This window comes from Nonomuraea sp. C10 (genome assembly GCF_008017515.1).
GTDB classification, from domain to species: domain Bacteria; phylum Actinomycetota; class Actinomycetes; order Streptosporangiales; family Streptosporangiaceae; genus Nonomuraea; species Nonomuraea ferruginea.
Map to the genome: position 1 here is coordinate 368,799 of NZ_VPFF01000001.1, position 19,503 is coordinate 388,301.

Genomic DNA, 19,503 nt, shown 5'->3' on the forward strand with positions numbered 1-19,503 from the left:
ATGAATTCTCTGCGGAGAAGGGCAGGCCGGAGCGCCCCGTAAATACTGCTCCGGAAAAGCGAGAACGCGAGAGCCGTGCCATGTTCGCGCTGAAACGGCGGCACCCAGCGAGCGAATTATCGCGGGGGCGCTTCCATGACCGGCGTCAACCGGAGGAGGCGTGTGACGGGCTCCTCCGGCGCATGCCGTGGATGTGGCGCCATGTGCCGCGTCGTCGACCCTGACCGTTCGTCACGATGAGTGCCGTTGACATCACGCTGGGTGCCGCTGCTCTCATGTTTTCCGGCGATGGCCGCCATAAACGGCATGTGGTGGCTTTTGCCATGTTCTCGGCGTATCAAAAGATCGATTAGATCCCTAAACACGAAAAATCCGGATCTGTCCGGTCAGCGGGTGTCGATCCGCCTCAGGTAGTACGCGTGGCTGAACCCGAGCCGGTCCGCGTCCACCCCCCGCACCTTCCGCCACCTGCCGAACTTCCGGCAGCTCCCCCACGCGTAGTCGCCCGGGTAGAGCTTGTCCACGATCCGGTACCGGGTCCCCGGCCCCCCGCGCACGTTGAGTCTCGTCTCGATCCGGCGCACCGCGTACCTGCACCGCTTCGGCGCCCGCCCGTCCCCGTCCCGCGCTCCTCCGACGGCGGCGGCCACCGTCGGGGCCGGCCCCCGGGCGGCCCCCGCCGTGCCGGTCGCGAACCCGCCGCCCGCCACGACCGCGACCGCGAGCACCACCGCGACACGGCTGAACCTCATCACATTTCCCCTGTCCGTATCGTTGGACGTACGCGGCTGATGTCCTGCGGCGCGAGGTGAAAACGCGTCTGTACGGAATGCAGACCGCCCCTAAGCAGGATGGTTATGAGGAGGAGCCATGGCAGAGCCGGTCCCGCACTGGCCGGGACGGATGATCGGGCCCGTGCACGTCAGATCGACCCCGCAGGGCGCCCCCGAGCAGGCGGTGTTCGTGCACGGCCTGGCCGGCTCCGCGACCAACTGGACCGACCTGATGGACGAGCTGAAGGACGTCGTCACCGGTCACGCCGTCGATCTGCCCGGGTCCGGATGCTCGCCCGCCGCCTCCGACGGCGACTACGGCGTCCCCGCGCACGCCCGCGCGGTCATCGGCCTGCTGGAGCACACCGGCCCGGCCCACCTGTTCGGCAACTCGCTCGGCGGCGCGGTCTCCGTGCGGGTCGCCGCCACCCGCCCCGACCTGGTGCGCTCCCTCACACTCGTCTCGCCCGCGCTGCCCGACCTGATCCCCAGGTACGGCCCGGTCCGGGTCGCGGCGGCCGCCACGCCCTGGGTGGGGGAGTGGCTGGCGGGCAGGCTCAAGCTGCTCCCGGCGGAGCGGCGGGTCGAGGCCACGTTCGCCATGGTCTGGGCGAACGCGCGGGCGATCCATCCGGTACGGCTGAGTGAGGCGGTCGAGGAGCTGCGCCGCCGCGACGACCTGCCGCACACCATCGCCGCCATGCTCGGCTCGGCCCGCGGCATCGTGGCCGAGTACCTGCGCCGCGGCCCGCAGTCGCTGTGGCGGCTGGCCGCCAGGGTCGAGGCGCCCACGCTGATCATCCACGGCAGGCACGACCGGCTCGTCAGGCCCGCCATGGCCGCCCGGGCGGCGCGCACGTTCCGGCAGGTGAGGCTGGTTCTGCTGCCCGGATCCGGGCACGTGGCGATGATGGAGCAGCCCCGTCTCGTCGCGCTGGAGACGCGTCGTCTGATCGGTGAGACGCGATTGGGGAATGCCCCACTGCTCGGCTAGGTTTCAAAGGGAGATAAGACCCCTGGAACGGGAGCGTAGAAAGTGTCGTTGCCACCGCTGGTCGAGCCGGCTGACGAGCTGACCGTTGACGAAGTGCGCCGCTACTCGCGCCACCTGATCATCCCCGACGTGGGGATGGCCGGGCAGAAGCGGCTGAAGAACGCCAAGGTGCTGTGTGTGGGCGCCGGCGGCCTCGGTTCGCCCGCGCTGCTGTATCTCGCCGCGGCGGGCGTCGGCACGCTCGGCATCATCGACTTCGACGTCGTCGACGATTCCAACCTGCAGCGCCAGGTCATCCACGGCCAGGCCGACGTCGGCCGGCCCAAGGCCGAGAGCGCCGCCGACTCCGTGCGCGCCATCAACCCGCTGATCGACGTGGTGATCCACAACACCACGCTCACCACCGAGAACGTCATGGAGATCTTCTCCCAGTACGATCTCATCCTCGACGGCACCGACAACTTCGCCACCCGCTACATGGTGAACGACGCCGCGGTGCTGCTGGGCAAGCCGTACGTGTGGGGCTCGATCTACCGCTTCGACGGTCAGGCCAGCGTCTTCTGGGCCGAGCAGGGCCCCTGCTACCGCTGCCTCTACCCGGAGCCCCCGCCTCCCGGCATGGTCCCGTCCTGCGCCGAGGGCGGCGTGCTCGGCGTGCTGTGCGCGTCGGTCGGCTCCATCCAGGTCAACGAGGCCATCAAGCTGATCACCGGCATCGGCGAGCCGCTGGTGGGCCGGCTGATGATCTACGACGCCCTGGAGATGAAGTACCGCGACGTCAAGGTCCGCAAGGACCCCGAGTGCGTCCTGTGCGGCAAGAACCCGACGGTCACCGAGCTGCTCGAAGACTACGAGGCGTTCTGCGGCGCGCTGTCCGACGAGGCCGCCGAGGCGGTCTCCGGCTCCACCATCACCGCCCGTGAGCTCAAGGCCATGCAGGACAACGGCGACGGGATCTTCCTCGTCGACGTCCGCGAGCCCAACGAGTACGAGATCGTGAGCATCCCCGGCGCCACGCTGATCCCCAAGGGTGAGTTCCTCAACGGCTCCGCCCTGGAGAAGCTGCCGCAGGACAAGCGCATCGTGCTCCACTGCAAGTCGGGCGCCCGCTCCGCCGAGGCCCTGGCGGTCGTCAAGGACGCCGGGTTCTCCGACGCCGTCCACGTCGGCGGCGGCGTGCTGAGCTGGATCAAGACCGTCGACCCGAGCCTGCCGGAGTACTAGACCGGCGGTCCGGTTTCTGCGGATGGCGGAGGGTCGGCCGCATTAAGGTCGATCCTGTGGACAACGCTCGCCTCTGGCCCATCCTGGTGGTGGCCTCCGCGCTGACCTCGGTCTGCGCGGTGGCCGCCGGGGTCGCGGCGAGCTCGGTGAGCTCGGAGCTCACCCGCGGCCCGACGGCCGCCGAGCTCAGGGCGGCCTCCCAGCGCGAGGTCGCCGAGCGCTGGCGCACCTGGGACGCCGGCCGCATCTTCCCCGCCACGCTGTCCTACTCCGCCGAGCAGGGCGGCAAGGAGCGGGCCCGCAGGCTGGGCATCTCACCGACGACCGGCTGCGCCGGCGCGGTCGACGCCGTGGCCGTCCCCGCGCTGACGGAGTCGGGGTGCCGCGCCGTGCTGCGCGCCACGTACATCGACGCCCTGCGCGGTGTGCTCGTCACCATCGGCGTCGTCGCCCTGCCCGACGCGGCGCGCGCCGCCCGGGCCAAGTCCGCGTTCCCCGCCGGCGGCGAGCCGGTTCCCGGCCTGCTCCCGCTGGCCTTCCGCGGCACGGTGGCCGACCGGTTCGCGCCGGCGGTGCGCCAGCGGGGCTCGGTACGCCAGTCCGGCCCGTACCTGGTGCTGACCACGGCCGGTCAGGTGGACGGACGGCCCGGTGGCGCGGCCGAGCAGCGGCCGGCCGTCTTCGCCTTCGCCACCGAGATCTCCGAGCGCGTCCTCGCCGAGCTGACCATGCCGCGGATGCCCGACTGCGCCTCCGAGGACTGGCAGTGCTGACCCGTCGCCCGCGTACCTCGCGCCCCGGCAGAGGCGGGCGCGGGCAGGCCGCGCTGACCGGGACGCTGGCGGTGGCCGGGGTGCTGTTGCTCGACGCGGCGCCCGCGGTGGCCGACGAGGTGCGGGCCAGTCAGGAGCGGGTCATCAAGACACTCGACCTGCCCGCCGCCTGGGAGGTCAGCCGGGGCGCGGGCGTCACCGTGGCCGTGCTCGACTCCGGCGTCGACCCCGGCCACCGCGACCTGGCCGGCTCCGTGACCGTGGGCGAGGACTTCACCGAGGGCGCCAACGCGCCGGGGGTGGCGCCGCGTCGCCTGCACGGCACGTACATGGCGTCACTGATCGCCGGCCACGGTCACGGCCCCGGCGGCGCCGACGGGATCATCGGCGTGGCCCCGGAGTCCGAGGTGCTGTCGGTACGGGTGATCCTGGAGGACGAGGAGCCGGGGTTCCGGACGTTCAACGTCGACCCGAGGTTCGAGGACGTGGTGGCCAGGGGCATCCGCTACGCGGTCGACCAGGGCGCCGACGTCATCAACCTGTCCATCTCGAAGGAGCTGGCCAGCAAGGCCGACCGGGCCGCGGTCCGCTACGCCATCGGCAAGGGCGTCGTGCTGGTCGCCGCGGCCGGCAACGAGGGCACCCGCAAGGTGGCGGGGGCGGCACCGTACTCCTACCCGGCGGCCTTCCCGGGCGTGGTGGCGGTCGGCGCGGCCGACGCGGGCCTGCGGCGGGCGGCCTTCTCCAACGGGAACGCCTCGGTGCTGGTGGCCGCGCCCGGCGTCGACATCATGGGCGCGGGTCCCGGCGACGAGTACTGGACGGGCCGGGGCACCTCGCAGGCGACCGCCCTGGTCTCCGGCGTCGCGGCTCTCGTCAGGGCGAAATATCCGAAGATGTCGCCGCCGCTCGTGGCCCGCGCCCTCGCCGCCGGGGCCGTCGACAGCCCGCCCACCGGCTACGACACCGGCACCGGCTTCGGCGTCGTCAACGCCGCCAGGGCGCTGGCCGAGGCGGCCAAGCTCGCCGGGCACACCGAGGCCGCGCCCGCCGCGCTGGCGCACGACCCCGACCGGCCGCTCGGCGGCGGCGCCGCGGGCCCGGTCAAGGTCGTCCACAGGGACGAGCGGCGCGTCGTGCTGCACGCGTCGATCGCGGTGGCGTCGGCCGGAGGCGCGGTCGGCTCGGTGGCGGTCATCCTCGCCTTGGTGAGGAGGGTGCGACGAGCGCACAATGACCAAGACGCATGATCCGCCCTGTTACGGGGACGAATGACACAGAAAGCCGAGCTTGGGAACGAGGCGGTGGTGAAGGCACGTAGGTCCACCACAGGGCTGCCGCGCGCCGCGGGGGACGCCACGCCGGGACGGAAGAACCCGCTCGGCGCCGGTACCGGCCGCAGGTCGCGGGTGCGCGACTGGTCGCCGGCGACCGGCCGGTCCATGTCCAGGCAGCGTGCCAGGCAACGGGCCGAGACCGACCAGTTGCAGCAGGGCGTCCGCTACCGGCGGGCGTTCGTGGCACTGGTGGGCGTCATCGTGGCACTCTCGGCCGTCGTCGTGCTGCTCGGCACCGTGGGCCTGTTCAAGGAGACGCGCTCGCGCCCGCTGACCGCCGAGGAGCAGAACCGCTACAAGCAGGAGGAGATCGCCCGGCGCTGGCAGTCGTGGCCCACCACCGGCATCTTCCCCGAGGAGCTGAAGTACCTCGGCCTCGACCGCACCCAGCAGTACGCCAGGCGGGTCGGCATCGCCCCCGAGGCCAGGTGCCGCGACGCCGTGGACCCCGCGGTCGGCGCGATCCTGGCCGAGCACGGCTGCGTGAGCCTGCTGCGCGCCACGTACGTCGACCAGAGCTCCACCTTCGTCTTCACCATCGGCGTGGCCGTGCTCAAGGACCAGGAGGCCAGGGTCTCGGCCGGTGGGGACCTCACCCAGGACGACCGGGTGGGCGTGCTGCCCGTCGCCTTCCCCGGCACCGTGGCCGAGCGGTTCGGCGCCGAGCAGCGCCAGCGCACCGGCTGGGCCGGCGCCGGGCCCTACCTCGTCTTCACCACCGGCGGCTACGCCGACGGCCGCACCAGGGCCGCGATCCCGCCGGAGGAGGAGCTGCACAGCGAGCTCTGGCCGGCCGCCCGGTCGATCGGCAACCAGATCGCCTACTTCCTGGCGGATCCGCCCAAGGTCCCGCCGTGCACCCAGGGGAACGTGTGCTGACCGTCGTGCGCGCCCTGGTCGCCGCCCTTCTCCTGTTGCAGACCCCGGCGCACGCCGCGCCCATCCGCGACCGGCAGCAGTGGGTGCTCGACGCGCTCAACGTCGAGCAGGCGTGGCGGACCACCAAGGGCGCCGGCGTCACCGTGGCCGTCATCGACAGCGCGGTCGACCCCGACGTCAAGGAGCTGCGCGGCCGGGTCACCGTCGGCCCCGACATGAGCTCGGGCGCGGTGCGCCGCGAGGTGACCCCGGGCCGCCACGGCACCGCGATGGCGGGGCTCATCGCCGCCTCCGGCGCCGACGACGGCTACGTCGGCGTCGCGCCCGAGGTCCGCGTGCTGTCCCTGCCGCTGGCGGTGGCGGAGGACCCGGACCGGGTGGACCCGCCGCTGGCCGACGACCGCGCGGTGATCGAGAGCCCGCTCGCGCGGGCCCTGCGGTACGCGGTCAACCAGGGCGCGCAGGTCGTCAGCATGTCCATCGGCACGTACGGGGCCCACAGGTCCGAGCGCGAGGCGGTCTCGTACGCGCTCGGCAAGGGCGTGGTGCTGGTCGCGGCCGTCGGCAACGACGGGAAGACGGAGTACGCCAGGGAGAACGGCACCTCCTACTGGAGCTTCCCGGCCGGATACCCGGGCGTCATCGGCGTCGCGGCCGTCGACAAACAGCGCAGGGTGGCTTCGTACAGCAGTGACAACCTGTCGGTGCTGGTCGCGGCGCCGGGCTCGGGGGTCCCCGTGGTCAGGCGCGGCAGCGGCTACGAGCTGTCGGAGGGCACCAGCTCGGCGGCGGCTCTGGTGTCGGGGGTCGCCGCCCTGATCAAGGCGCGTTACCCCGGCCTGCGGCCCGACCAGGTGGCGCAGGCGCTGGCCGCGGGCGCGAAGGGCAGGCCGGCCGACGGCTATGACGAGGAGGTCGGCTTCGGCGTGGTCGACGCGGGCGCCGCGCTGGACGCCGCGGCCACGCTCGGCGGGCAGCGCCGCAGCGTCCCCGTACCCGACGATCAGCACTTCGGGCAGGGGGAGGACTCCCCGCCGCCGACGGCGCCGGGGCCGGACGCGTGGCGGCTCTGGCTGTACGGGATTGGGGTTCTAGTGGCCCTTGTCATGTTCTGCGGTGGAATCGTGGTTCTCAACCAACGCAGGGAGTGAAGATCCGCTAAGGTCGCGCCCCATGGGATACGAACTGCGCGTGGTTCGTGAGTCGCCGATCGCCCTCGCGGACCTCGCGAAGGCGATCGAGCCGGCGGGGTTCGAGCTGCGCGGTTCCGAAGAGATCGTCGCCAGGCACGGCGACGGCGCCCACGCGGTGGGGGCGTGGCGCGGCCAGGTGGTCGGCGAACCCGGCTCCGACTGGCAGGTGGCGCAGCTCGTGAGGCTCTCGGCGGCGCTCGGCGCCCGGCTCGTGGGCGAGGACGGCGAGGTCTACGCGCTGCGCGACGGCGCGGTCGAGGTGCTGGCCGAAGGACTGGCGACGGAGCTCGGCAGGCTCGACGAGATGCTCCGAGCGGGCCCGGCGGCGTGGACCCCCTGAACCCGTACGCCGAGCGGGTGCTCGACGTCGTCGACCGCATCCCTCCCGGCAAGGTCATGTCCTACGGCGACGTCGCCGAGTATCTCGGCGAGGGCGGCCCGCGTCAGGTCGGGCGGGTCATGTCCACCTGGGGAGGCGGCGTGCCCTGGTGGCGCGTGGTACACGCCGACGGCACGGGCGCCCCCGGACACCAGGCACGATGCCTGTCCCACTGGCGCGAGGAGGGCACCCCGCTGCGCGGCGAACGGGTCGACATGCGCCGGGCGCGCTGGGACGGGCGTTCAGCGGATTCACAGGAAGCCCGTTGACCTGCCTCTTCGCGAACTGTGCGAATTCACATCTTGTGACTCCTATTACCATGGGCTGAACATAACGGCGGCCTGAAAGGCGGTGCCTACCGCGATGGCTAACGGCCTGACAGCCCAGAGCCCCGGCGGCGAAGCGATCCCCGACCGCCTGAAGGCTGTCCAGGACCTTTGCGACCGCGGCGAGCCGCTCGACGAGATCATGGCCCTGGTCGGGACCGGCGGGCGCAGCGCGGAGTTCGACACCGAGGTGCTCAGCGGGCCGCTGGGCGCGCGGATGGACCTGGCGGTCAAGCGCGGCCCCGACACGCGGCGCGAGCTCCTCACCCTCGTGCGCCCGTACCTCTCCGGGGTGGACCCGAAGGTCAAGCGCGAGCTGCCGGTCGCGCGCCGCCTCATGTGCCACCTCATCGAGACCCGCGCCGACGAGGAACTGGTCGAGGGAGAGACGCTCGCCCAGGTCGTGGCGGCCGCGGCCGAGCCGTCCAAGCGCATCCGCAAGGGCCTGCGCTGGTACGCCGACCTGCCCCTCAAGGACGAACTGCCGGCCGACCTGTACCGGCTGCGCAAGGCCGACCTGGTGCCCGTCACGCACATCGACGACATCGTGTGGGACGGCCGCAAGCTGCGCATCTCCGGCTACGCCTACCTGGCCGGGCTCTCGGTCCGCAGCCGCCGGGCCAACTGGGCGACGGTGGTCCTGCGCGGCCCGCGCTGGCTGCCGCCGGTGCGCCTGCGCACCCGGCGCGTGCTGGCCCCCGAGGCCACCCACGGCGCCCGCGAGGTCGGCTGCAACTACGACTGGTCCGGCTTCACCGCCGAGCTGAACCCGTGGGCGCTGCGCTGGCGCGGCGCGGCCAGGGGCATGGTCTCCGCGGTGCGCCGCCGGCTGCGCCGCCGCCCGGCCGTGGCCGACACCACGACGTGGCGGGCCGAGATCGTGTTCTGGAGCCGCGGCGCCCGGGCCACCGGCCTGCTGCGCGGCTACGGCGTCGGGCGCAGCGAGCGCCCCGCCGGCCGCCAGCTCAGCCCCGGCTGGTGGGTCAGGCCGGTGTGGACCTCCGACCGCGCGCTCCAGGTGGCGTTCCAGCCCAACCGGGCCGAGCTCACCGGCGTCCGCGTGGACGACGAGCACCTGCAGTTGAAGATCACCCTGGCCGGCCGGGTCGTGACCAAGGGCCACGCCCGGGTCGGCGGCCACCGCATGGCCGCGGACTTCACCCCCAAGGGCGCCGCCACCGAGGTGACGCTCGACCTCGCCGTGCCCGCCCTGCTGCAGGAGAAGGACGGCCGCCGCCTGTGGGTCGAGCCCAAGGGCGACCCGGCCGCCACCGTCATGCTCGGCGACCTGGGGGAGACCAGGTTCACCAGCGGCGACCGCGAGATCACCGTGCTGGGCGACCGGCGTGACCGCGTGATCATCTCCGCCCACCGCATCCGGCCCGTCATCGTCTCGGCCGTGTGGGAGGGCACCACGCTCGTGCTGCGCGGCCGCTACCCCGACGCCGCGGGCCCGCGCGCCGTCTCGCTGCGCCACCGCTCCGGGCTGTCCTACCAGCTGCCGATGACGCGTACCGGCGAGGACTTCGAGGTGCGGTTCGAGCCCGGCGCGATGGACCGCTTCGGCGAGCCCGTGCCGCTGGCCTCCGGCACCTGGAACATGTCCATGCGGCACCCGTCCGGCGAGATCGTCCCGGTGCGCATGGACCACGCCGCGCTGGAGGGCCTCGACGAGAGCCCGCGCACGGCCGGCGGCCACTGCTTCCGCATCGTGTCGACCCGCTTCGACGTGCCGGTGGTGCTGTCGGAGGAGGACCGGCCCGCGAACGAGAAGGGCCTGGCCGGCACCCATGTGCTGCGCAAGGTCTTCTACCCGCAGCAGCGCACCGAGCCGCTGGACGACGCCACCGTCTACGTGGTCAACGAGGGCCGCCTGTACGCCGACAGCGTCCGCGCCATCTACGAGGAGCGGCTGCGCCGCGGCGACGACCGCGAGCACATCTGGATCGTCAAGGACGGCGCGTTCACCCCTCCCGGCCCCGCCACCGTCGTGCGGGCCGGCAGCCGCGAGCACAAGGCGGCGCTGGCCAGGTCCCGCTACATCGTGACGAACTCGTTCCTGCCCGTCTGGTTCCGCTCCCGCGAGGGCCAGGTGGTGCTGCAGACCTGGCACGGCACCCCGGTCAAGCACATCGGCAACGACCAGCCGCACATGCGCCGCGACCCCAGACCGCCGGTCTGGCACCGGCAGGCCGCCGACGTGCGCGGCTGGGACGTGCTGCTGTCGCAGTCGCCGTGGGCCACGCCCGTGCTGCGCAAGGCGTTCGGCTACCAGGGCGAGGTGCTGGAGAGCGGGCTGCCCCGCAACGACGTGCTGACCTCGCCCGACCGCGAGCAGCTCGCGGCGAAGGTACGCGAGCGCCTCGGGCTGGCCGAGGGCAAGCGGGTCGTCCTGTACGCGCCCACGTGGCGTGACTACGACCGCAAGAACGCCATGGTCAAGCTCGACCTGGCGAAGGCCAGGGAGGCGCTGGGGGCGGACCACGAGCTGCTGGTGCGCGCGCACCCGATGCAGGCCGCGCCCGCCGTTCCCGACATCGCTCACGACGTCACGACTTATCCGGATATGGCGGATTTGCTGCTCGTGACGGACGTCCTGGTGACCGACTACTCGTCCGTCCTGGCCGACTTCGTCGTGACCGGCAGGCCGATCGTCCTGTACGGCTACGACCTGCCCAAGTACTCGGCCAAGCGCGGCCTCTACCTGGACCTGCCGGAGATCGCGCCGGGCCCGGTGCTGCCGACGTCGGCCGAGGTGATCGACGCGCTGCGGTCGATCGACGAGGTGGCGGCGGCCCACGCCGACCGCTACGACGCCTTCCGCGCCACGTTCGCGCCCCGCGACGACGGCAAGGCCACCGCCCGCGTCGTGGACCACATCTTCTCCTGACGCCCGTTTCCCGCCCGGCGTGTCGGGCGGGAAAACTCAGATTTGCCCCGCTACCCTGGACGATCGCTCGGGAGACCGGTCAATCCGGCACGATCTACCCCTGTGGTCTGGTGGAATCTAGGGTTGTGAGTGGTCAGACCTGGCGGCTGGTGCGCCGTGGCAGTGGGGGGCCTGCTGAGCCTCCTGTGCTGGACGAACATCAGCGCGCGGTGGTCGGCCATCCCGGCGGCCCGCTGCTCGTGCTGGCCGGGCCCGGCACCGGCAAGACCACCACGATCGTCGAGAGCGTGGTCGACCGGATCGAGCGCCGGGGCGCCGACCCCGAGCGCGTGCTGATCCTCACCTTCAGCCGCAAGGCGGCCGAGGAGCTGCGCCGCCGCGTCACCGGGCGGTTGCGCCGCACCACCCGCACGCCGGTGGCCATGACCTTCCACTCCTACGCCTACGCGCTGCTCCGCCGCGCGGCGGTGCTGGCGGGCGAGCCGCCACCCCGGCTGCTGACCGGCCCCGAGCAACTGCTGGAGGTGCGGCGGCTGCTCCACGGCGAGCTGGAGGACGGCGCGCTCGACTGGCCGGAAGACCTGCGCGAGCCGCTCAGGACCCGCGGGTTCGCCGAGGAGCTGCGCGACTTCCTGTCCCGCGCCGCCGAGCGCGGGCTGGACGGCGAGCGGCTCAGGGAACTCGGCAGGCGGCACGGGCGCGGCGACTGGGTGGCCGTGGGCCGCTTCGCCGACCGCTACGAGACCCGCTTCGACCTCGACCCTGAACGGACGCTCGACTACGCCGAGCTGATCGCCGAGGCGGGCAGGCTGCTGGCGGACCCCGGCGTGCGGGCGCGCGAGCGGGCCGCGCTCGACGCCGTGTTCGTGGACGAGTACCAGGACACCGACCCGGCCCAGGAGTTCCTGCTCCAGCAACTGGCCGGCGACGGGCGCGACCTGGTCGCGGTGGGCGACCCCGACCAGTCGATCTACGGGTTCCGCGGCGCGGACGTGCACGGCATCCTGGGCTTCCCGCAGCGCTTCCGTACCCTCGACGGCCGCGACGCGCCGATCGTGGCGCTGCGCGTGTGCCGCCGCAGCGGCGCCGACCTGCTGGCCGCGACCCGGCGCGTGGCCGCCCGCCTCCCCGCCGCCCCCCTGCCGACCACGGACCCCGCGCCGAACCCCGGCGCGCCGGAGCCCGCGCCGAACCCCGCCGCGCCGGAGCCCGCCGGGCGGGCCTTCGGCGGGCGCGGGCACCGTGACCTGGTGCCGTCGCCCGACGCGCCGCCGGGTGAGGTGCGGGTGCTGCTGGCCGACAGCACCAGCCAGGAGGCCGCGGTGGTGGCCGACACGCTGCGCCGCGCCCACCTGATCGAGGGCGTGCCCTGGCACCGGATGGCGGTGCTGGTGCGCTCGGCCAAGCGCCAGGTGCCCCTGCTGCGCCGGGCGCTGGTCAACGCCGGCGTGCCCACGATGATCGCCGGCGACGAGGTGCCGATCGCCCAGGAGCCCGGCGTCCGCCCCCTGCTGACGATGCTCAAGGTCGCGGTCGACCCGGCCGAGCTGGACGAGAACGTCGCCGAGGAGTTGCTGACCGGCCCGCTGGGCGGCACCGACATGATCGGCGTGCGCCGCCTCCGCCGCGCGCTCAAGATCGCCGAGAACGAGCTGGCCGCCGACCCCCCTGAGCTCCCGTACGTGCCGCGCTCGTCCGGCGAGCTGCTGGTCGCCGCGATCAGGGACCCCCGCGAGCTCGTACGGATCGAGCCGCACGTCGCGGTGCCCGCCGAGCGCGTCGCCAAGCTGCTGGCCACCGCCCGCACGGCGGTGGAGGAGCAGGGCAGCGCCGAAGAGGTGCTGTGGGCCGTCTGGCAGGCCGCCGGACTGGCCGGGAAGTGGACCGACACCAGCCTGTCCGGCGGCACCAGGGGCGCCCAGGCCGACCGCGACCTCGACGCGGTGGTGGCGCTGTTCGACCAGGCCGCCCGGTTCGTCGACCGGATGCCCAAGGCCGGGCCCGAGGTGTTCCTGGACGACCTGGCGTCCCAGGAGATCCCCGGCGACACGCTGGCCGAGCGGGCCCCCGACGGCGACGCGGTGCGCGTGCTGACCGCCCACCGGGCCAAGGGCCTGGAGTGGGACATCGTGGTGGTGACGGGCGTGCAGGAGGCGGTCTGGCCCGACCTGCGGCTGCGCGGCACCATGCTCGGCGTGGAGGACCTCGTCGAGGTGGTCGAGGGCGGCCGCCCGAACGCGGCCTCGCTCGCCTCCAAGCTGCTGGCCGAGGAGCGGCGGCTGTTCTACGTGGCCGCCACCCGCGCCCGTCACCGGCTCGTCGTCACCGCGGTCGGCGGCGAGGACACCGACGAGCGGCCGTCCAGGTTCCTGTCCGAGCTGATGCCGGGCGCGGTCGAGGAGGCCGGCGTCGGCGACCGGTCGCGCTGGCTCAGCATGCCCGCGCTCGTGGCCGACCTGCGCAGCGCCGTCACCGACCCCACCAAACCGGCGAAGATGCGCAGGAACGCGGCCAGACAGCTCGCCAGGCTCGCAGCCGCCGGCGTGCCCGGCGCCCACCCCAACGACTGGTACGCGCTCACGCCGATCTCCGACGACCGGCCGCTGAGCTGGCCCGACAACGTGGTCACCATCTCCCCGTCCGCCGTGGAGAGCTTCACCAAGTGCGGCCTGCGCTGGCTGCTGGAGACGGCCGTCGGCGCCGCCGGCACCAGCACCGCGCAGGGCCTCGGCAACGTCATCCACGCGCTCGCCGTGATCGCCGCCACCGGCCTGCCCGACGAGGACATGCTCGGCAAACGCCTCGACGACGTCTGGAAGGAGCTCGACTTCGGCGGCGTCTGGTTCAACCGCAAGCAGCGGCAGGTGGCCGAGCAGATGATCGGCAAGTTCCTGCGCTGGCAGGAGGACAACGGCCGCGACCTGATCGCCCTGGAGGAGTCGTTCGTGGCCACCATCGCCGAAGGCGTCCAGATCAAGGGCCGGGTCGACCGGCTGGAGCGCGACGAGGACGGCCGCGCGGTGATCATCGACCTCAAGACCGGCGGCTCCAAACCCAGGCCCGGCGACCTCGACCGCCACCCCCAGCTCGGCGTCTACCAGCTCGCCGCGCTGCTGGGCGCGTTCGCCAGGCACGGCATGGACGAGCCGGGCGGCGCCGCGCTCGTCCAGCTCGGCAAGGCGGCGGGCAAGCACGACGCGATCGAGCAGAAGCAGGACGCGCTCGCCGACGACCAGAACCCCGGCTGGGCCAAGGACCTGGTCGACACCGTGGCGATAGGCATGTCCGGCCCGCTCTTCCAGGCCAGGACGAACGACGGCTGCCGCACCTGCGCGGCCAGGGCGAGCTGCCCCGTGAACGACAGCGGGGGACAGGTGTGCTGAACCCGGTCGAACTGGCCGACAAGCTCGGCATCCTGCCGCCCACCGCCGAACAGGCCACCGTCATCGAGGCCCCGCTGGAGCCGATGGTCGTCATGGCCGGCGCGGGCTCGGGCAAGAGCGAGACCATGGCCGGCCGCGTGGTCTGGCTGGTCGCCAACGGCCTGGTCAAGCCCGCGAACGTGCTCGGCCTGACGTTCACCCGCAAGGCCGCCGCCGAGCTGGCCACCCGCGTCAGGGAACGGCTCGCCGGGCTCGCCGAGGCCGGCCTGGTCGAGCCCGAGCTGCTGCACGACGAGCCGACCGTCTCCACCTACCACGCCTACGCCTCGCGCCTCGTCACCGACCACGCGCTGCGCGAGGCGCTGGAGCCCACCATGCGGCTGGTCACCCCGGCCGTCTCCTGGCAGCTCGCCTCGCGCGTCGTCGCCATGTACGACGGGCCGATGGACAGGATCGAGCTGGGCCCCGCCTCGGTCACCGCCGCCGTCCTGGAGCTCGCCGGCGAGCTGTCGGAGCACCTGCGCGGCCCCGGCGACGTGCGCAGGATCGGCGAATGGCTCCGCGACCGGCACGCCGAGCTGCCCGGCCGCGTCACCAAGGCGCAGGGCCGGCCGGTCGTCGTGCACGAGGCCAGGGAGCAGCTGCTGCCGCTCGTGGAAGCGTACGAGAGACTCAAGCGCAGGCGGGAGGTCATCGACTACGGCGACCAGATGGCGCTGGCGGCGCGGATCGCCGCCGGGCACAAGGAGGTCGGCGAGATCGAGCGCTCCCGCTTCGCTGTGGTGCTGCTCGACGAGTACCAGGACACCAGCCACGCCCAGCTCGTGCTGCTGCGCTCGCTGTTCGGCGGCGGGCACCCCGTCACCGCCGTCGGCGACCCCTGCCAGTCCATCTACGGCTGGCGCGGCGCCTCGGCCGGCAACCTGCGCCGCTTCCCGGCCGACTTCCGCGCCGCCTCAGGAGACCCGGCGCCGGTGCGGCAGCTCAGCGTCAGCTTCCGCAACGGCGACCGGGTGCTCGACGTCGCCGCCCGGGTCCAGCTCCCGCTGCGCATGGAGGCCCGCGAGGTGCCGGTGCTGGTCCCCGGCGCCAACCGGGTCGACCGGGGCCGGGTCACCTGCGCCTTCCACGAGACCGCCGAGGACGAGGCCGCGTGGATCGCCGGCATGGTCGCCAAGCTGATCGGCCAGGAGGTCGCGCCCGACGGGCTGCCCTGGGGCGACAAGGAGCGCAAGAAGACCCTAGCCATCCAGCCGCAGGACGTCGCCATCCTGGCCCGCAAGCGCTCGCAGTTCCCCGCCCTGCGCAGGGCGCTGGAGGACCGGGACATCCCGGTCGAGGTGGTCGGTCTCGGCGGCCTGCTCACCGTGCCCGAGGTGAGCGACATCGTGGCCACGCTGCGCGTGCTCTACGACGCGACCGCCGGCGACGCGCTGGCCCGGCTGCTGGCCGGGCCACGCTGGCGGATCGGCCCCGCCGACCTGCGGGTGCTCGGCGACCACGCCCGCGAGCTGGTCCGCCAGTCCCGCGAGAGCCGCCACGAGGACGACCCGCTGGAGCAGGCCGTCGCCGACCTGGCCGACGAGCAGGGCAGCCTGGTCGACGCGCTGGACGAGCTGCCCGACAGGGAGGAGTGGCTGGCGTCGTTCTCGCCGCTGGCCGCCACCCGGCTGGTCGCGCTCGCGCACGAGCTGCGCCAGCTCCGCGCGCACACCGCGCAGCCGCTGCCCGACCTGATCAGCGAGGTGGAGCGGCGGCTCGGCCTGGACATCGAGGTGGCCGCCCGCAGCGGCACGGCGAGCGCGTTCGCCGCCAGGGCCGACCTGGACGCGTTCCTGGACGCGGCCTCCCGGTTCGCGGGCGACGCCGAGGACCCGACGCTGGGCGCGTTCCTCGCCTACCTGGAGGCGGCTGAGAGCGAGGAGTTCGGGCTGGAGGGCGGCCGGGTCGGCGAGAGCAACAGCGTCAAGCTGATGACCGTGCACGCCTCCAAGGGCCTTGAGTGGCCCGTCGTGGTCGTGCCCGGACTGTCGCAGCTCCTCAGCTCCATGGGCACGATCACCACGGGCAGCGTGTTCCCCGCCACCCCCGTCGTGAACGGCCGCTGGACGGAGAACCCGCGCAAGCTGCCCTACCCGCTCCGTGGCGACGCCGCCGACCTGCCCCGGCTCACCGGCCTCGGCAAGGAGGAGCTGGCCGCCTTCGACGAGCACTGCCGCGCCAGGGACCTCATGGAGGAGCGGCGGCTGGCGTACGTGGCCGTCACCCGTGCCCACTACCACCTGATCGCCTCCGGCTACCGGTGGGGCACCGCCTCCAAGCCGCTCGCGCCGTCGGAGTTCCTGCTGGAGATCCGCGACACCGCCGACCGGGTCGCGGTCTGGGCCCCGGACCTCGAACCCGGCGCCACCAACCCGCTGCTGGCCGAGCCGCCCCAGGCCATCTGGCCGGTCGAGCCTGCCGGTCTGCGGTACGAATCCGTTCTCGACGGCGCCCGGCTGGTGGAGGACGCGCTCGCGGGCGGCCTGGACGGCGACGAGGACGAGGCGTTGCGCGCCTTCGAGGAGGAACGCGTCCAGGCATGGGAGCGCGACACCGACCTGCTGCTGCGCGAGCGCGAGCTGCACCGGCGGCCCGACTCCACCACTGTCGAGCTGCCCGCCAGGCTGACCGTCTCGTCCCTCGTCACCCTGGCGGACGACCCGCGCGAGCTGGCTCGCAGGATCCGCCGCCCGGTCCCGATCAAGCCCGCCCCGCTGGCCCGGCGCGGCACCTCCTTCCACAGGTGGCTGGAGACCCGCTGGGACCAGCAGCGGCTCATCGACGACTTCGAGCTCGGCCTGGACGTCGAGCCGGAGGAGGCCGACGTTCGGCTGGCTGAGCTGCAGGAGCGGTTCGAGCAGAGCGAGTGGGCGGATCGGCGGCCGGTCGACATGGAAGTGCCGTTCGAGACCATGATCGCCGACCGGCTGGTGCGCGGCCGCATGGACGCCGTCTTCGAGCTGCCCGACGGCCGCTACGAGGTCGTCGACTGGAAGACCGGGCGCCCGCCCAAGGGCAAGGCGGCCCGCGCCGCGTCCGTGCAACTCGCCGCGTACCGCCTGGCCTGGTCCCACCTGGTCGGCGTGCCCCTGGACCGCGTCGGCGCGGCCTTCCACTACGTCCGCGCCAACCTCACCGTCCGCCCCGTCAACCTGCTCGACGCCGACGGCCTGGTAGCACTCATCGAATCGGTCCCCACAACCTGACCCCACACCCCACCGCCGCGCATCCGCCCTCCGGAAGGTCAGCACCACACCGTTACGCCACGGCGGCGCGCCCGGCCCGAGGACGTGAGCGCCGTACCACGGCGGTGGGTCCGGCCCGAGGGTGTCAGCGCCGTACCGCTGCGTCGCGGTGGTGTGTCCGTCCTCTGGGGACGTCAGCACCGCGCCGCTACGCTGCGGCGGCGCGTCGGGACCAAGGGCGTCAGCGCCGTACTGTTCGGTCCGGTGGTATGTCCGGCCGGAAAGCGTCAGCGTCGTACCGCTGGGTCGCGGTGGCGCGTCTGGGTTGAGGGCGTCAGCGTAGGCGCAGGTAGTTCGGGCCGCTCATGCGTGGCGGCTTGGTGGACAGCCGCTCCGCTGACGCCAGCGTGCCGGCCGTCAGCCACGGCCTGCCGGTGAGCCTGGCCGCGTCGAGCGTTCTGGCCCGTAGCAGCCTGGCCGTCGGATGGGCGTCGTACGGTCGCAACGCCTCCTCCAGCGAGCGGCGCAGCAGCGCGGCCGCGTCGGCCGGAGGCAGCACCGCGAACGCGACCGCCGCCGCGCCCAGATGCAGCGCGCCCGTCACGAACGCGTCCGCCAGCGCGTGCGGGTCGTCGGTCAGCATCCGCTCGGGCAGCCCCGGCGCCACGATCCCCGCCGCCGCCAGCCTCGCGGGCGAGACCAACACCCCGTCATGCCCCTGCACGAGCACTTTCATCGCGCCATCCACCAGCACCAGCGCCGCGTCGTGCCACCGGACCTCCGGCACCACCCCGTACTCCACCAGCAGCCGCACGCTCCACCGCAACAGCGCACGCACATAGGCGACCGGCACATCCACCACCTCGCCAGGCACCCCGCCTTGCAGCTCAGCTTGGAGCTCGCCCCGCACCCCGCCAGGTCCGCCCCGCACCCCGCCTGGCAGCTCGCCCCGCTGGCCAGGCACCCCGTCCGGCACTCCCTCAGGCACCTCGCCTTGCAGCTCGACCTCAGCACTCAAGCTGGTCCGGGCGCGGGGACCCGGTCGATGTTGAGCGTCAGGCTGGTCCTGTGTGCCGGGCTTGTCCGGGGTGTCAGGCAGGGTCAGCGCCGCTACCGGGACGCGACGGCCCTCCGGCAGTCGGCGCACCAGCCAGGCGAGGTGTTCGTGCCCGGCACGCGCGTACTCCTGCTCGCCCGCCACCAGCACCTCAGGGCCGGCCAGCGCGCGCAGGAGCGGCTCCACGCGGGCCGCGGCGCTCAGGCTGCCCGGTTCGATGCCGAGGTGGTCGCGCGTGCCGAGGACGCTGACCGGCAGCGGCAGCACCAGGTGCGTGCGCGGCCCGGCCTCGACGGCGCGCATCGACGCGGTAGGCCGTACGGTGCCGCGCCGTACGTCGAGCACCCGCGCCCCGGCCCGCCGCGCCTCGTCGACCGTCAGCGGATGGACGGGGAACAGCACCTCGTCCGGCCCGAGCGGCTCCCGGGAGAACGCACCGGCACCCTGGGACGCCAGGACGTCCGGCGGCAGCCGTGGCGCCGAGCCCGGCTCCAGCATGCGACGCGGCACCGCCGCCCAGCGCAGCTCGAACACGGGCCCGAACTCCGGCGCGTACGCGGCCAGCTCCCCGTCCGGCACCCCGGGCCGTGCCCGCGCGGTCGGATAGCAGGGATGGTCGGCGAGGGCCGCCAGCGTCTCGTACGACCGCACCCCGGGAGGCCGCGCGTCGTGCAGCTCCAGCGCGGCCAGCGCCGCCACGCACTCGTCGAAGAACGCCTTGACCCCGTCGGCGTCCTCCTCGGGAGCGATCTCCGCCAGCGTGTCCAGCACCTGCTCCAGGCCCAGCAACTCCCCGGCCGCCACCACGAAGTCCTGGAAGGGCGCACCCGGCGCCAGCCGCACCAGCCTCCCGTCGGCCAGTGTCAGCCCGACGCCGCCCCGGCCCCTGACGACCTGGGACGACAGGCCGCCGTAGTCTTCGCGCAGCAGCGCGTCCAGCACCCGGGCGGCCAGGTGAGACTCCCGCACGCGGCACCCCCGGGCCCTGCAAGTAAGGTCTGCCTAACTACCCAAGATCCTAACCCCTTCGAAGATCTTCCCGAAGCCGCCATAGGATGACAGAGAGTT

The 19,503-nt window shown here is 73.4% G+C and carries 13 protein-coding genes; 11 read left to right on the plus strand and 2 right to left on the minus strand.

What is annotated here, in order from left to right:
* Positions 1-386: 386 nt before the first annotated feature.
* Positions 387-752: a hypothetical protein gene (locus tag FR742_RS01735; protein WP_148029277.1), complete on the minus strand. Its 366-nt coding sequence runs from the start codon at positions 750-752 to the stop codon at positions 387-389.
* Between the two features lie 118 nt (positions 753-870).
* On the opposite strand from FR742_RS01735, the gene FR742_RS01740 reads away from it, so the two are divergent.
* The 11 genes from FR742_RS01740 (at position 871) to FR742_RS01790 (ending at position 17,399) form a co-directional block, all read left to right on the plus strand.
* Positions 871-1,767 carry an alpha/beta fold hydrolase gene (locus FR742_RS01740; protein WP_148029278.1) on the plus strand — a complete coding sequence of 299 codons (897 nt, stop codon included), beginning with the start codon at positions 871-873 and terminating at the stop codon, positions 1,765-1,767.
* Between the two features lie 42 nt (positions 1,768-1,809).
* Entirely contained in the window at positions 1,810-2,991 is a 1,182-nt protein-coding gene (gene moeZ, locus FR742_RS01745) for an adenylyltransferase/sulfurtransferase MoeZ (RefSeq protein WP_148029279.1), read from the plus strand.
* Positions 2,992-3,047: 56 nt separating this feature from the next.
* Entirely contained in the window at positions 3,048-3,764 is a 717-nt protein-coding gene (locus tag FR742_RS01750) for a hypothetical protein (RefSeq protein ID WP_261808307.1), read from the plus strand.
* Positions 3,758-5,014, plus strand: a complete 1,257-nt coding sequence (locus FR742_RS01755; protein ID WP_261808308.1) for a S8 family serine peptidase — start codon at positions 3,758-3,760, stop codon at positions 5,012-5,014. Before FR742_RS01750 ends, FR742_RS01755 begins: the two co-directional genes overlap by 7 nt.
* 57 nt (positions 5,015-5,071) lie before the next feature.
* Positions 5,072-5,980 carry a hypothetical protein gene (locus tag FR742_RS01760; RefSeq protein WP_261808309.1) on the plus strand — a complete coding sequence of 303 codons (909 nt, stop codon included), beginning with the start codon at positions 5,072-5,074 and terminating at the stop codon, positions 5,978-5,980.
* A complete protein-coding gene (locus tag FR742_RS01765) occupies positions 5,974-7,131 on the plus strand; it encodes a S8 family serine peptidase (protein WP_148029280.1) in 1,158 nt (385 codons plus the stop codon). Before FR742_RS01760 ends, FR742_RS01765 begins: the two co-directional genes overlap by 7 nt.
* 22 nt (positions 7,132-7,153) lie before the next feature.
* Positions 7,154-7,513, plus strand: a complete 360-nt coding sequence (locus FR742_RS01770; RefSeq protein ID WP_148029281.1) for a hypothetical protein — start codon at positions 7,154-7,156, stop codon at positions 7,511-7,513.
* A complete protein-coding gene (locus FR742_RS01775) occupies positions 7,501-7,821 on the plus strand; it encodes an MGMT family protein (protein ID WP_148029282.1) in 321 nt (106 codons plus the stop codon). The genes FR742_RS01770 and FR742_RS01775 overlap by 13 nt, the downstream gene beginning before the upstream one ends.
* 94 nt (positions 7,822-7,915) lie before the next feature.
* A complete protein-coding gene (locus FR742_RS01780) occupies positions 7,916-10,768 on the plus strand; it encodes a CDP-glycerol glycerophosphotransferase family protein (RefSeq protein WP_261808310.1) in 2,853 nt (950 codons plus the stop codon).
* Positions 10,769-10,953: 185 nt separating this feature from the next.
* Positions 10,954-14,151, plus strand: coding sequence for an ATP-dependent DNA helicase (locus FR742_RS01785; protein WP_222708814.1), 3,198 nt, complete (start codon positions 10,954-10,956; stop codon positions 14,149-14,151).
* A complete protein-coding gene (locus FR742_RS01790; RefSeq protein ID WP_148029284.1) occupies positions 14,145-17,399 on the plus strand; it encodes an ATP-dependent DNA helicase in 3,255 nt (1,084 codons plus the stop codon). The genes FR742_RS01785 and FR742_RS01790 overlap by 7 nt, the downstream gene beginning before the upstream one ends.
* A 313-nt stretch (positions 17,400-17,712) precedes the next feature.
* Here the strand turns inward: FR742_RS01790 and FR742_RS01795 are convergent, their stop codons facing one another.
* Positions 17,713-19,404 carry an IucA/IucC family protein gene (locus FR742_RS01795; RefSeq protein ID WP_148029285.1) on the minus strand — a complete coding sequence of 564 codons (1,692 nt, stop codon included), beginning with the start codon at positions 19,402-19,404 and terminating at the stop codon, positions 17,713-17,715.
* Positions 19,405-19,503 lie beyond the last annotated feature (99 nt).